General features: G+C 65.7%; 12 protein-coding genes and 1 pseudogene. 7 read left to right on the plus strand and 6 right to left on the minus strand.

What is annotated here, in order from left to right:
• The first annotated feature begins 111 nt into the window (after positions 1-111).
• The 3 genes from BUE39_RS15345 (at position 112) to BUE39_RS15355 (ending at position 3,860) form a co-directional block, all read left to right on the plus strand.
• Positions 112-1,239 carry a glycosyltransferase family 9 protein gene (locus BUE39_RS15345; RefSeq protein WP_073429514.1) on the plus strand — a complete coding sequence of 376 codons (1,128 nt, stop codon included), beginning with the start codon at positions 112-114 and terminating at the stop codon, positions 1,237-1,239.
• Positions 1,239-2,543 (plus strand): O-antigen ligase family protein, encoded by a 1,305-nt coding sequence (locus tag BUE39_RS15350; protein ID WP_073429515.1) that lies wholly within the window; start codon positions 1,239-1,241, stop codon positions 2,541-2,543. The genes BUE39_RS15345 and BUE39_RS15350 overlap by 1 nt, the downstream gene beginning before the upstream one ends.
• A 63-nt stretch (positions 2,544-2,606) precedes the next feature.
• Positions 2,607-3,860: a glycosyltransferase gene (locus BUE39_RS15355; protein WP_073429516.1), complete on the plus strand. Its 1,254-nt coding sequence runs from the start codon at positions 2,607-2,609 to the stop codon at positions 3,858-3,860.
• 38 nt (positions 3,861-3,898) lie between these two features.
• On the opposite strand, the gene BUE39_RS15360 is transcribed toward BUE39_RS15355, so the two are convergent.
• Positions 3,899-4,192, minus strand: a complete 294-nt coding sequence (locus tag BUE39_RS15360; protein WP_073429517.1) for a hypothetical protein — start codon at positions 4,190-4,192, stop codon at positions 3,899-3,901.
• A gap of 171 nt (positions 4,193-4,363) precedes the next feature.
• On the minus strand, positions 4,364-4,912 hold the full coding sequence (locus tag BUE39_RS15365; RefSeq protein WP_073429518.1) for an ester cyclase: 549 nt from the start codon (positions 4,910-4,912) through the stop codon (positions 4,364-4,366).
• Between the two features lie 105 nt (positions 4,913-5,017).
• Here BUE39_RS15365 and BUE39_RS35475 point away from each other — a divergent pair.
• The 4 genes and pseudogenes from BUE39_RS35475 to BUE39_RS15385 all read left to right on the plus strand — a co-directional run.
• Positions 5,018-5,366, plus strand: a pseudogene (locus tag BUE39_RS35475) (MFS transporter); the annotation flags it as partial.
• 88 nt (positions 5,367-5,454) lie between these two features.
• Complete coding sequence (locus BUE39_RS15375) at positions 5,455-6,378, plus strand: recombination-associated protein RdgC (RefSeq protein ID WP_073429519.1); 924 nt, start codon at positions 5,455-5,457, stop codon at positions 6,376-6,378.
• A 98-nt stretch (positions 6,379-6,476) separates the two neighbouring features.
• Positions 6,477-7,898 (plus strand): HdeD family acid-resistance protein, encoded by a 1,422-nt coding sequence (locus tag BUE39_RS15380; protein WP_073429520.1) that lies wholly within the window; start codon positions 6,477-6,479, stop codon positions 7,896-7,898.
• A 259-nt stretch (positions 7,899-8,157) separates the two neighbouring features.
• Positions 8,158-8,961 carry a transglutaminase-like domain-containing protein gene (locus tag BUE39_RS15385; protein ID WP_073429521.1) on the plus strand — a complete coding sequence of 268 codons (804 nt, stop codon included), beginning with the start codon at positions 8,158-8,160 and terminating at the stop codon, positions 8,959-8,961.
• Positions 8,962-9,020: 59 nt separating this feature from the next.
• On the opposite strand, the gene BUE39_RS15390 is transcribed toward BUE39_RS15385, so the two are convergent.
• From BUE39_RS15390 to BUE39_RS15405, 4 genes are all read right to left on the minus strand, one after another.
• Positions 9,021-10,229 carry an MFS transporter gene (locus BUE39_RS15390; protein ID WP_073429522.1) on the minus strand — a complete coding sequence of 403 codons (1,209 nt, stop codon included), beginning with the start codon at positions 10,227-10,229 and terminating at the stop codon, positions 9,021-9,023.
• Between the two features lie 121 nt (positions 10,230-10,350).
• Positions 10,351-10,824 carry a VOC family protein gene (locus BUE39_RS15395; RefSeq protein WP_073429523.1) on the minus strand — a complete coding sequence of 158 codons (474 nt, stop codon included), beginning with the start codon at positions 10,822-10,824 and terminating at the stop codon, positions 10,351-10,353.
• Between the two features lie 34 nt (positions 10,825-10,858).
• Positions 10,859-11,335 (minus strand): VOC family protein, encoded by a 477-nt coding sequence (locus BUE39_RS15400; RefSeq protein ID WP_073429524.1) that lies wholly within the window; start codon positions 11,333-11,335, stop codon positions 10,859-10,861.
• A gap of 207 nt (positions 11,336-11,542) precedes the next feature.
• On the minus strand, positions 11,543-13,132 hold the full coding sequence (locus BUE39_RS15405) for an SH3 domain-containing C40 family peptidase (RefSeq protein WP_073429525.1): 1,590 nt from the start codon (positions 13,130-13,132) through the stop codon (positions 11,543-11,545).
• Between the last annotated feature and the right edge of the window lie 27 nt (positions 13,133-13,159).

Raw genomic sequence — 13,159 nt, forward strand, 5'->3', positions numbered from 1 at the left:
AGAATACCGTTGGAGATTCTTCATGGGGAACACGACCTCGAGTCGGCCGGCGCATAGCCCGTTTGCGGTCGGAACAAACGGAATAAACGGAATAAACGCGCCGGTCACGCGATGAGCCGACTATCCGGGCGTATTCGCATCTTCGGGCGTGCGCTTCCGCGCTTCGCGCTGAAACCGTGGCGTCGCAAGCCGGCTTCCGTGCAGCGTATTCTCGTTGCGCACCATCTCCTGCTCGGCGATACGTTGCTGCTAACACCGCTGCTTGCCAAGCTGCGCGTCCGCTATCCGAATGCCGAACTCGTGCTCGCCTGTCCGAAGGCGATCGTGCCGCTTTATGCGGGGCGCCCTTTCGGTGTGATCGCTTTGCCGTTCGACCCGCGCGACGTCGCGACGGTCAAGGGGATGCTCGATTCAGGACCGTACGACCTCGGCTTCGTGCTGGGGGACAATCGGCACAGCTGGCTTGCCATGGGCGCCGGTTGCCGCTGGATCGTCGCTCACGCCGGCGACGCGCCCGCGTGGAAAAACTGGCCGGTCGATGAGCCGGTCGCGTATCCGGCAACGCCGGCCGCGTGGGCCGATCTTGCGGCCGAACTGGTGGACGGGCCGCCGCCGGCGCGTTATCGGCCGTCCGATTGGCCCGCGCCCCGGCACGCGGCATTGCCCGATGCCGATCTGCTTACGCGGCCTTACGTCGTCCTGCATCCGGGCGCGAGCACCGCGGTGAAGCGCTGGCCCGACGCGCGCTGGCGCGAGCTTGCTGAGCGCATCGCGGCGCTCGGCTGCATGCCGGTCTGGAGCGGCGGTCCCGGGGAGGCCGAATTGATCCGCGACATCGACCCCGATCCCGGTCATCCCAATCTCGCGGGACGGCTCGGCCTCGGCGAACTCTGGCATCTGTTCGCCGGGGCGAAAGCGGTCGTGTGTCCCGACACCGGCGTCGCGCATCTAGGCCGCCTCGTCGGCGTGCCGACGGTTGCGCTGTTCGGTCCCGGCAACGCACGGATTCACGGCGCGGGCGATTACTGGAGCGAAGTGCCGTTCCAGCCGGTTACGATTGCGGAGATGCCATGCCGCGATCAGCCGTTTATCTTTCGGCGCGAGATTGCATGGGTTCGGCGGTGCGACCGCGATTCGACCACCTGCGTCGCATGGAACGGCGACCACGCGGACTGCATGGGCCGCATTTCGGTGGAATCGGTGTACCGCGCATTACACAATGTTTTGATGGGAGCTTAATGACTAACACGTTCGCGCGCGTCGAGCGCGTTTTGTGGATTGCGTGTCCGGTCATCCTGTTCGCGGTGATGTTCGGCCATATGACGGCTATCGTGTTCAACGCACTCGCCCTGCTGGCGCTCGGTACGCTCGCGGCGGCGTGCTCGTCCGAGCGTCCGCCCATGTGGCGTTGGCCGCTGTTCCTGCCGATCGCCGGCTGGGCCTCATGGGGACTTGCGTCCGTCGCGTGGTCCGCTTATCCGGCGGTCAGCATCCACGCATGGTGCGATGAAGTGCTCTATCCGCTGGTGTCGTTCTGGGGTTTCTGGCTACTCGGCACGAAGACCCCGCACGTCAACCGCTTCGTCATGATCAACTGGATCGCATGCGTGCTGCTCGTCGGGATCAGCGCGGTCTACTGGGGGCATTTGCAGCCGCCCACGCCGAGTACGTTTCCGCTGCATTTTTATAATCGCGTCGGTCACACCAGCACGCTCGCGGTGTTCGCGATCGCCTTGTTCTGCGGTGTCCTGTTGCGTCCGCGGTGGTGGCCCGTGGGCGTGGCCGGTCTCGTGTTTTGCCTGTTCATCGGACTCGCCACGCTCAATCGCTTCTTCTGGCCGGCCGCGGCGGCCACGCTGCTGGTGGCGCTGTTTCCGCTGTATCGGCGGCATATCGTGCTTGCGCTGCTTGCGTTCGTGGTGGTCGGGGTGGCGACCGTCGGCACGCTCGAGTACAGCGCGCGGCTGCGTTTGAGCGACGCGCAGGGCGCGGCGGCCACACGCGATATCGCCATCGAGGGCCATCAGGTTCCGCTTCCCCAGGCGTTTTCGAGTATCGGCGACACGGTGTCTGCCGATACGCGCCCGAAGCTGTGGGCGTTCTACACCTCGGAAGCGAAGCGTCACAAGTGGATCGGCGTCGGCTTCGGCAAACCGTTGCCGGGCATGGTGTACCGCAACGAGATGCCGCAGAACCTGCTGGCGATCGAACCGCAGGCCCTCACGCATGCCCATAACCTGTTCATGAACACCTGGCTGCAGACGGGCGTGGTGGGCGTCGTCCTCGAGACGGTGTTGCTGCTGTGGCTCGTGGGCGCGTTCTGGCGCACGCGAGGCGGCGACCCCTGGTTGTGCGCGGCCGGCATCGCGCTGGTGGCCGGCATGATCGCCAAGAACACGACCGACGACTTCATGTGGCAAACCACCATGCTGGCGTTCTGGTCGTTCGCCGGTCTGTTGCTGGGCAGCGCGCAGCGGCGCGGCGGCCAGGGCACCGCGGCGGGGCCCGCGTCGCGCGACGTATTTCGCGGGGCGTCCCGATAGCGGCCGGGCGCGCGACCCGGTTCATCACCGTTGAATTCATCCGGTCAGGATGCGGGGCACAGCATGAAATACGAGAGTGAAGACGATGGCCCGGATCAGATCGATCCGCCGCGCCGCATCCTGTTTCACATCAACGACTTCGGCAAGGGCGGCACGGAGACATCCTTGCTCGCCTGGCTCAAGGTGCTCGACCGGCGGCTCTTTGCGCCGAGCCTTTCGGTCACTTATCCGACCGAGGAACTGGCGTTCTGGCGCGCGCAGGGCATTCCCGACGACGTGCCTGTTCACGTGCTGGCGTCGTCGCGGTGGATGTACGCGTTGCACGGCGCCCAGCGCCAACGGAAACTGAGTGTGCCGCTCAAGCTGTTGCACAAGGCGCTGACCTACTGTCTGATCCGGCCGCTCGCCGCGAACCGCTTTCGCCGCCTGGCGGGCGGCCATGAGATGGTCTGCGACTTCGACTTTTCGTTGCGGCATCTTGCGGGCAAGTACGGCGTGCCGTGGTTCGGCGTCAGTCACTTCAGTCTTGCCACGCGCCTTGGCGGCAAGAGCAGGCGCTATGTCGCTCGCCGTGTCAGACACTATGCGCGCTACGACGCGATTGCGGTTCTCACGCCCGACATGTTGCGCGAGGCGCGCGACCTGTTCGCCGGCCAGCGTTCGCATGTGGCGGAACTCCCCAATGTGATCGACGTGGAATCGCTGCGGCTGAAGGCGCGTCCGTCGATCGAGCGGCCGGCGGAGTCGTTCATCGTCTCGGTGGCCCGGCTCGACGAAGGGCAAAAAGACCACAAGACCCTGCTGCGCGCGTTCGCGCAGCATCGCGCCAAGCGGCTGCGTCCGGTCGACCTCGTGCTGATCGGCGAGGGCCGCGACCGCGCCGCGCTGGAGGAACTCGCGCGAGAACTCGGCATACGCGAGTCGGTGCACTTTCTGGGTTTCCGCGCGAATCCGTTTCCCTATATCCGCGCGGCGGAAATGCTGATCCTGAGCAGCCGCTACGAGGGCTTCGGCATGGTGCTGGGCGAGGCGATGGCGCTCGGCACGCCGGTGATTTCGACCGATTGCCCGACCGGTCCGCGCGACCTGCTCGAAGGGGGCAAGGCCGGCTTGCTGGTGCCGCCGGGCGACGTGGACGCACTGGCTCGCGCGATCGAGCGCCTGCAAACGGATACCGAATTGCGTCAAACGCTGGTGCGTCGTGCACACAGGAAAGTGGCGACCTTCGCGCCCGAGAGCGCGAACCAGCGCATGCTGACGCTGGCGCGGCGGATTTCCCCTCGCGGCCGGCCACCCGTGCCGGCTGCCGCCGACTGAACGCCTTCCGGTTCCGCGACGGGCGGCGCGTTCGCCCGCTACACGCCGCCGGTCACCAGCGAGAGCACCGACAGGTCCGGGTGCGTGCCGTCGACGATGCTGCGCCCCGCATGCACGGCTTCGTAGCACGCGTCCTCGATGCTGGCGAACGACTCTTCGCCGTCGGCATGAAACGGCACCGCGTGACCCGGAATCGCCGGGTCCGCGCCGGGGTGGCACACATAGCCGATGTAGGTGAAGCGGCCGTCATCGGGTTGCTTCGGCCGGGGCGATACGTGGATTTCGAATCCTTCGTACTCGACCATCTGCCAGGTGGCTGGGTTATCGGACATGGCTTATCTCCGTGCGAGCCGTGCGGATGACGTGTGCGCTGCTAGCGCGTGGCCGATGGACATCATCGTCGGTCCGTCACGGTGCTGGCGATCGATTTCCGCGGCACGCCTGTCAAAAAGTCTAGGCGATTTCAGCGCGAAGCGCGCCCCAGGTCCGATGCGGCGAAACCACTATGGCTTGATCGCGCCCAGTTGCTTTAGCAGCGTCAGGTTGTCCTCGAGGTGCCAGTTCTCGACGATGCGGCCGTCTTTCACGCGATAGAGGTCGAAAGCCTGGAAGTCGATGGTTTCGCCGTGGCCTTCGAGGTTCTGGAACCGGCCGGTGAAGTGTCCGCGAAAATGCAGATGAACCGACGCGCGGTCGCCTGCCACCACGAGGTCGTCGATGTCGGCGCGCAGGTCGGGCACGGCCGCGCGAAATCCCTTCGACGCCTGCAACGGACCCTCGGGACCTTGCGGCCGTCCGTCAGGCAAGGTGCGGTCGATGAACGCGGGCGACAGCGCGAGCTTCGCATAGGCCTCGTCGCCGGTGTTCCAGAACGCGGCGTAGCGGCGCGCGGCCAGTGCGACCGCGGCGCTCTTTTCCGAAGCGGCATGCATGGCGAGATGGCGTGGCGCGGGCAGTGCGTCGTCGCTCGCGGCGTGGGCGTTCATCGCGCCAGCGAGGCTTGCAGCGATCAGCGCGAGATGGGCCAACCGGGTGGAGAGGAGAGGGGGCATGACGTGTTCCAGAGAAGTGGGTTGGGACGACGCGCATTCTCTGGTGAACGGCAAGGTTTGATAATCGGGCTGGTGTTTGAAGGATTTTCGGGTTTGGTTTGAAAATGGCTCGCGTTGCTCGGCATGTGCCTCGCCACGATCCCGCACGCGATGTTCTACGGCGCGATCGCCGGCATCCTCGCGCGCGTTTCCCGCCAACGTGCGCTATACCGGGCTGTCGCTCGCTTATCAGATGTGTTCGCTGCTCGTCGGCGGCGCAACGCCGCCGTGCGCGCAATGGTTGCTGAACACGACCGGCAGCATCGTCGGCGTGGCCGTGTCGTCCGCGCTGTATGCGGCCGTTTCGCTGGTGGCCACGCTGATGCTGCTCAACCGCACGGGATTCAGGGCCGACGAACCGTCGACGGCCGAGCGCGCGGATGCCGGCGAGAGGGGGGCTAACGGCGATGCCAACGCGGGACTCGTCGCCCACCACACCCCATCGACGCCGCCCCGCCCGCCGTCATATAAAATGGCCCGCCTTGCCCATAAACAACCCCGCCATGTGGTTCAAAAACCTTCAGTTGCACCGTCTTCCCGCTCCGTGGTCCGTCACCCCCGCACAAATGGAGAAATGGCTCGCGCCGCACGCGTTCGCACCCGGCAACAGCGTCGAAATGCAAAGCCACGGCTGGGCCTCGCCGCGCGATAACGAATCGCTGGTGTACTCGCTCAATGGCCAGATGCTGCTGACGTTTCGCACCGAAAAGAAACTGCTGCCTGCCTCGGTCGTCACGCAGGTGACCAAGGCGCGCGCCGCCGATCTCGAAGAGCAGCAAGGCTTCAAACCCGGCCGCAAGCAGATGCGCGAACTCAAGGAGCAGGTCACGGACGAACTGCTGCCGCGCGCCTTCAGCATTCGCCGCGACACGCGCGTGTGGATCGACACGAAAAGCGGCTGGCTCGTGATCGACGCGGCCTCGCAAGCCGTCGCCGACGAAGTGCGCGGCCTGCTCGTCAAATCGATCGATCAGTTGCCGCTCGGCACGGTGCGCGTCACGCAATCGCCGGTCGCGGCGATGACCGGGTGGCTCGTCGCCGGCGAAGGTCCCGCGGGCTTCACGCTCGACCAGGACACCGAGTTGCGTTCGCCCGCCGAGGGCAACGCGACCGTGCGTTACGTGGGACACGCTCTCGACGCCGAGGATATGCGCCGTCATATCGAAGCCGGCAAGCAATGCATGCGGCTCGCGATGACGTGGAACGACCGCGTGTCGTTCGTGCTGACGCCGTCGCTCACGATCAAGCGCATCGCGCCGCTCGACGTGTTGAAGGAAGCGGGCGACTCCACCGCGCAGAACGACGACGAGCGCTTCGATTCCGACCTCACGCTGATGACCGCCGAACTCGACCGCATGCTCGGTGATCTGCTCGACGCGTTGGGCGGCGAACAGGGCGAGGCGATGCCGCAAGCCGCGGCGGCCTGAGCCGCGACTGTCCTCGACGCGCCGGTGCGTTGAGCGACGTTATCGTGAATGTGTGAAGATTGCGGTCGGGACAACGCGTTGCCCGAGGAGGCTTTGCGATGGTTCGTCTGGTCATGATTCTGCTCGGCGTCGATTATCTGCGCACGCGCTGGCGCTCGTTGCAGCGCATCGGCTGCGTGAGCCTGCTGCTCGGCATGGTGGTGTTCATCGACGCGCTCGACGGCGCGCTCTATTTCCCCATCATGCCGTTTGCATTTTTACTGCTGCTCGAAGGGCTCGCCACGCTGGCGGTCGCCTGGACGGGCATGGGCGGGCAACGCACGCTGCGCTACGTGAAGGGACTCGCGTTCTGCTTCGCGGCGGCGCTGATACTCGCCGGCCATCATCACGGCCACTTCATTCTGTCGATGATCTTCGGCACGCTGTTTCTCGCCGACGGACTGCTGCAAATCGTCTCCGCCAGAGTGGTGCGTTACCGCACGTGGAAGCTCGCGGTGATCGGCGGCGTCGTCGAAATCGCGCTGGCGATTTTCTTCTATCAGCCGTATCCGACTCACTATGTCGGCACCGTGCCCTACTGCCTCGGGCTCGGCCTGATGTTCGGCGGCTGGAATCTGCTCTTGCTGAGCACGCGCGTGCGGCGTCTCGCGTCGAATCCGGCGGTGGCGTCCGGTGATGCCGAAGCCGATGTCGCGAGTTCCGCGGCAGGCGCGGCGGCTCCCGGCCGGCTGGCCGCAGTCGAATGGGACGGTCCGCCCGCCCCCGACGAAGCCGCGCTGACCGTGCACGTATGGACGCCGGTGGGTTCGGCGAAAGGCGAGGCGCGGCGGCAGCCGATCGTCGATCGCTATATCGCGGCCGTGGATCGCAACGGCGTGATTTCGACCGGACACGCGGCGCTCGAATCGCCCGAGGGCATCTATATCAGCCTGTATCCGGGCGTCGAAATCGATCGTTCGCCCGACGACTTCGCGCGGCTGTTGCGCGCCACGCGCGAGAACGACGTGCCCGGCGTATTCCAGCCCGATTACCGCACGGAAGCGAAGGCGTGGTGTCCGTCGACGGTTCAGGTGCGCATCCGCAATTACGATCCCGCGCGCCTGCGCCGCTTCTGGGACAGCTATCGGCAGGACACGACCTACAACCTCACGTATCGCAATTGTTCGAGCAGCGTGTCGCGTGCGCTCGAGGCGGCGATCGAGGGCGCGTCGGCGCGCGTGTGGGGTGGCCTCGGCGGCTGGCGGCCGTTTTTGCGCGTGGTCACGACGCCGGAATTGTGGGTGGCCGCGCAACTGCGCAAACGCGCCGCGACGATGGCGTGGACGCCCGGCCTCACGCTCGATTACGCCCGCGCGCTCAGCATGCTCGCGGACCCGCGGCCATCGGGCTGGACCAGAATGGCGCGCCTCGCGGTGCGCAGAATGGTTCGCTCGCGCCAGCAATGGCGCGAGGAAGCCCGCCATGCACAGGCGGGCCAGCAAGGCGCGGACGATGCCGCGGCAGGCGCGCTGCGCGAATGACGCACGCTGGCGCCTTCCGGCGTTCGTGGCAGCACGCGTGACGTGCCCAACTTCGGCGTCACTGTAAAAACGGCAATCGCATCAACAGGTTGCGGATTTTGTCGGACAGTTATGCACAGATTTGTTCCCAGTTTCTGTTGATAACTTCCACACGCGCGACGTCACCGCCAAATGAATGATCTGAGCCAATATGGCGGGTGTATGCTGAAAGCGGAAGCCTCTCGTTGAGAGCACGTTTCAACTGGAAGAGGACGCCGCAATGAAATTGCACGTTGGCTACGAGCTGGTCTATGGTTGCGAGCAACCCACGCCGATGATGTTGATGTTGAACACGCACTACTCGCATGCGCACGAGGTGCTGAGCCCGGACGTGCTGACGGTCCATCCTCCGGTGCCGATCACGCAGTATCGGGACGGCTTCGGCAATCTATGCAGCCGGCTGGTGGCGCCGCCGGGCACGATAGCGCTCTCCACGAGCGCGGTGCTCGAAGTCTCGTCGGTGCCCGAGACGCGGCCGCCATTTACGCATCAGCATCCGGTCGAAGCACTCCCTGACGATACGCTGGTGTTTCTGCTGGGCAGCCGCTACTGCGAGACCGACCTGTTGTCCGAATTCGCATGGCAGACGTTCGGCAAGTTGCCGCTCGGCCGTGAGCGCGTGGATGCGATCTGCGATTACACGCACAACCATATCGTGTTCGGCTACGACTTCGCGCGGCCCACCAAGACAGCATGGCAGGCCTGGCAGGAAAGAAAGGGCGTGTGTCGCGACTTCGCGCATCTGGCGGTCACGCTATGTCGGGCGATGAACATACCGGCGCGGTATTGCACCGGCTATATCAGCGATGTCAACCTGCCGCCGCCTTATGCGCCGATGGATTTCGCCGCGTGGTTCGAGGCGTATATCGGCGGATGCTGGCAGACGTTCGACCCGCGCAACAACGCACCACGCACGGGGCGGGTCTTGATGGCGCGCGGGCGCGACGCCGCCGACGTCGCCATTAGCAATGCGTTCGGGCCGACGCAACTGGTGAAGTTTGCCGTCGTCTGCGAGGCGATCTAGCTGCGTTGCGAGCGAGTAGGGAAGTGAAGCGCCCGGCTTTCGAATAAACCGGATGCGCGCTATTCGCCGAGCACCAACGCGCGTTTGCGCCGAAGCAACGCCGAGCCGACCGAGACCGCCGCGCCGATGCCGCCCATCGCCACCGTGAGCGCCACGATCAGCGGACCGGTTTGCGTGCGCGCCGAGAACACACCCACCAGCAGACCGGCAAGCGGCTGCGTCATGTTGTTCAGCAGGATGATCACGCCGGTGGTCTTGCCGTAGTCCTGCGGCGGAATGATTTTCTGCCGCGCGCTGCGAATGTAGACGTTGAACATCTTGTCGAAGCCGACGATCAGCAAGAAGCCGAGCGCATAGCCCCACGGCGCCGCGCTCGCGCCGGCGATCACGCCGCCCGCGCAGATCGAGACGAACGCGACCCGGCCCAACATCGCGGCCCGCCACGCGTTGCGCGCGATCGCCAGGAGAATCACCACAGTGGCGACGGCGCCGGCCGTTTGCAGCCCGGCATAGTAGCGGTCCGATTGCGCGTGAAAGCCGGTGACCATCGCCGCCGAGGTGGCGAGCGTGACGCCGATCACCAGATTTTCGGCGGCGGCGAGCAGCACGATTTTTTTCAGGCCGGGCAGGACCAGCACGTGGCGCAGCGCGATGCGTAACGGCAACGTCCAGTGGCCCGGTGCGGCGGAAGGCGGGGCGTCGGCGCGAAAGCCGCTCATGTGTTGCCACAGTAGCAGCGCGCCGTCGGCGAGCAGGAACAGCACGCCCGTTGCGGCGACCACCCATTCCCAGCGCCACAGGCCGAGCAGCAGCGCGGCCAGCATCGGGCCGAGCACGAAACCCAATTGATCGGCCAACTGCGAGTAGGCGAGCACGCGCTGAAACTGCTGCGTGCTGAAGATCCGCGGCAACATCACTTCGCGCGCGACGAGGCCCTGGCTCGTCAACACGCCGCATAAAGCCGATAGCGCGATCAGCCAGCCGATGCCGCCAAACAGCGCATAGGCCAGCACGCCGCCGAAACACACCAGCGCCCGTATGGTCTGACTGACCCGCATCAGCCTGAGCGGCGAAATGCGGTCGCATAAAGCGCCGAAGAAGGGAAACACCAGGTAGCGCGGCAGCGTTTCGATAAAGAACGCGAGGCCCGACCACGAGACCTGGTGCGTCGTTTGAAATACGACGAGCGGCACGAGAAACAGCAGGATCTGATCGGCGAGGCGCGCGACGAACAGCGAGTAGAAGAAAGCCTGATGGTTGACGCGCACCGTTCATATCCCGCCGTTCATGGGTCGAGACCGATCGTATCAAACATCGCGGTCTCGTGGCCGGCCGCCCTGATGGCGCTTCATGACGGTCCGGCCTTCACGGCCGTTTCGCAACGGCGCATCAGCCTCCGCGATAAGCCTCTTCGAGCGTCGCGATGTCCAGCTTGATCATTGTCATCATGGCCTGCATCACGCGATTCGCTTTCGCCCTGTCCGGATCTTGCAGCATGCGGAGGAGGGCGTCAGGCGCGATCTGCCACGAGACGCCGAACTTGTCCCGAAGCCAGCCGCATTGCCAGGGCGCGCCGCCCTCGCCGAGTTTCGCCCAGTAGTGGTCGACCTCCTGTTGCGAGCCGCAGTGCACGAACAGCGAAATGGCCGGCGTGAACGGGTAATCCGGGCCGCCGTTCATCGCCATGAACTCCTGGCCGTCGATCTCGAACGTCACGGCCAGCACGCCGCCCTCCGGGCCGGGGCCGGCTTCCGTGTAGTGCAGGGTGGTGGCGATGCGGGAATTGGAAAACACCGACGTATAGAAGCGCGCGACTTCTTCCGCATTGCCGTCGCACCACAGGCACGGCGCAATCTTTTGCATGACGAGTCTCCTGTTTATGGATGGCGCGTGCGGTTCACGGCTGACCGCACTGCATGTCGCGCATGCCGGCCTGAATCTCTTCCATGCTCAGATCGCGCTTGTGCGTGGCCAGCGACCAGCTATGGCCGAACGGGTCTTTCACCTGACCGTAGCGGTCGCCCCAGAACATGTCGGTCACGGGCAGGGTCACCGTGGCGCCCGCTTCGACCGCCTGCCTGAAACTGGCGTCGACATCCTGCACATAGTGATGAATCGTGACCGGCGTGCCTTTCAGTGAATTCGGACCGAACGTTTGATGCTCCGGCCATTCGTCGGTCAGCATCAGCATGGAGTCGCCGATCTTCAGGCACGCGTGCATGACCCGGCCGTCCGGCGCGGGCAGGCGGAACTGTTCGACGGCATTGAAGGCTTTCACGTAGAACGCGATGGCGTTCGCGGCATTCGCGCAGACCAGATAGGGCGTGAGCGAATGCATGCCTTCGGGGATCGGTTTGACAGCGGGGCTGGACATGACGGCGACTCCTTGAAGTAACAGGTTCGTGAGGTGAAAGACCGGCTGCGCGAGCCGGGTCTTCAACGTTACGACGAGCACCGCGCCGTGGAATCGACACTCCGGGAAAAATATTTTTGAGTACGGGTGTGCGGTTCCGTGTGTCTCCGCCTGCCGCGGACGCAGCGCCTGGCTGGCCGCATGCATGGTCCAGGACCGGCGAGGCGTTCAGCCGGCCGGATTGTCGTCGTCAGGCGGCGTTGCCGCGCCGCCGTCCGGCGCACCGAGGATGCTGATCTGGAAAATCGGCGTCGCCGCGAGCGATTGCAGCGCGGCGTCCTCGGGGATGTGTTCCAGCAGCGGCAGGATCACCGAGCCGCCGATCACCGCGCGCCGGCTGTTGTCGGCGGGCCGCAGCCCCCACACGTCCTGATAGACCACCGGCACCGCGACGCCGTTGCGGGTCGTGTTGCCGAGATAAAGCATCACGTGGCCGCCGATGTAGATCAGCGTGCGCATCGGTTCGCCGTGCCCGGCCAGATAATCGAGCCGCTGCGCGGGCGTGGACGCCGATAGATCGGTCATGCGCCCGGCGCTCATCTGCGTCGACGAATGGCGCGGCAGCCATACGCCGAAGGCCGCGAAGATGCTTTGCAATTCCGACGAGCAGTCGTTGTAGAGCCCGCTGTTGCCCCAGCCGTAAGGCCGGCCGATCAGCGCTTTGAGCAGCGTCGCCAGATGACGCGGGGTGGCGGCGAGCGGCATCGGAGCGATTTGCGCGTCGCTGAGTTCGGCGCTGCGAATGAGCGCGTGGCCGTCCGCATCGCGGGCAGGCACGAGGACTTTGCGGGCGATGGGGGCGTCGGGGCTGGGTGCCTTGCCCGCTCGGGAATCGGCGATCGCGATTGGTGCGAGCGGCAGCAGCGTGCCCGCCGGCGCATCGAAGCGGAATACGCCGCGGCTGTCACGCACCGGCGCCGACGCCACCGTCACCGCGCCCAGCGACTTTGCCGCGGCGGCGCGCCAGCTGTCGACGAAGCGCTCGTCGGCCATGCCGAGCCCGTCGCTGCGCACCCAGCCTTGCACGTCGGGCGTTTGCACGTAGCGCCATGCGCCGTCGGCGCTGCCGCCCAATACGTACAGCGGCGTGCCCGGCCGCACGGCCGAGATTTGCAGATTGTCGAACGGATAGCCTTCGCCGGCCAGACGGTGGTCGTAGAACGACGGGTCCGTCGTCGGCAGCTCGCGCACCATCAGGTTGTTCGTGGCGATCGCGCGGCGCTCCGGCTGGTAGACGGGTTCCTGCGTGAACTGCCCGACGTCCATGTTTTGCGCGATGGCGTCGATCCACGCCTTGTCGTGCGGCCGGAAATTTTCGCCGTAGCCGACGGCCGCGCCGCGCTTGCCGGAGTTGTCGAACTTGGCGATGCGGCGCTCTTGCAACGCGGCGATGTCCGCCCCTTGCTGGCGGTACACGCGCATCGTCACGTAAGCGGAATTCCACGGCGAGGGCGAGCTCGTGCCGGTGCCGAAGTAGCGCGCGTGGAGCGCCTTGAAGTGCGCCCGCTGTTCGGCGGGGCTCAGGAACGGCCGGTCGTAGCTCGGGCTATCCGGCTCCAGCCAGTGGTCGACGTTCTGGTCGTAATTGGCGATCGGGTAGAGCGCGACGGTGTCGAGCGGCGCATGCGCGTCGCGTGGCGACGAGGGGTTGCTGCAGGCGGCGATCGTCGCCAGAGCGGTGAAGGCGGTGCACAGCGCGGCGGCGCGGCAGGCGCTCGGCAACGCGGCGGCAAGGCGGGAAAAAACGGCGACAGGCATAGGGTTCGGCGTGGAAGGTCCAGGGCA

The organism is Paraburkholderia terricola (assembly GCF_900142195.1).
In the GTDB taxonomy this organism is placed as follows: Bacteria; Pseudomonadota; Gammaproteobacteria; order Burkholderiales; family Burkholderiaceae; genus Paraburkholderia; species Paraburkholderia terricola.

Excerpts from the sequence above, each read along its gene's own strand:
- BUE39_RS15345 (WP_073429514.1), top strand. The coding sequence starts at position 112 with ATGAGCCGACTATCCGGGCGTATTCGCATCTTCGGGCGTGCGCTTCCG.
- BUE39_RS15350 (WP_073429515.1), top strand. The coding sequence starts at position 1,239 with ATGACTAACACGTTCGCGCGCGTCGAGCGCGTTTTGTGGATTGCGTGT.
- BUE39_RS15355 (WP_073429516.1), top strand. The coding sequence starts at position 2,607 with ATGAAATACGAGAGTGAAGACGATGGCCCGGATCAGATCGATCCGCCG.
- BUE39_RS15360 (WP_073429517.1), bottom strand. The coding sequence starts at position 4,192 with ATGTCCGATAACCCAGCCACCTGGCAGATGGTCGAGTACGAAGGATTC.
- BUE39_RS15365 (WP_073429518.1), bottom strand. The coding sequence starts at position 4,912 with ATGCCCCCTCTCCTCTCCACCCGGTTGGCCCATCTCGCGCTGATCGCT.
- BUE39_RS15375 (WP_073429519.1), top strand. The coding sequence starts at position 5,455 with ATGTGGTTCAAAAACCTTCAGTTGCACCGTCTTCCCGCTCCGTGGTCC.
- BUE39_RS15380 (WP_073429520.1), top strand. The coding sequence starts at position 6,477 with ATGGTTCGTCTGGTCATGATTCTGCTCGGCGTCGATTATCTGCGCACG.
- BUE39_RS15385 (WP_073429521.1), top strand. The coding sequence starts at position 8,158 with ATGAAATTGCACGTTGGCTACGAGCTGGTCTATGGTTGCGAGCAACCC.
- BUE39_RS15395 (WP_073429523.1), bottom strand. The coding sequence starts at position 10,824 with ATGCAAAAGATTGCGCCGTGCCTGTGGTGCGACGGCAATGCGGAAGAA.
- BUE39_RS15400 (WP_073429524.1), bottom strand. The coding sequence starts at position 11,335 with ATGTCCAGCCCCGCTGTCAAACCGATCCCCGAAGGCATGCATTCGCTC.
- BUE39_RS15405 (WP_073429525.1), bottom strand. The coding sequence starts at position 13,132 with ATGCCTGTCGCCGTTTTTTCCCGCCTTGCCGCCGCGTTGCCGAGCGCC.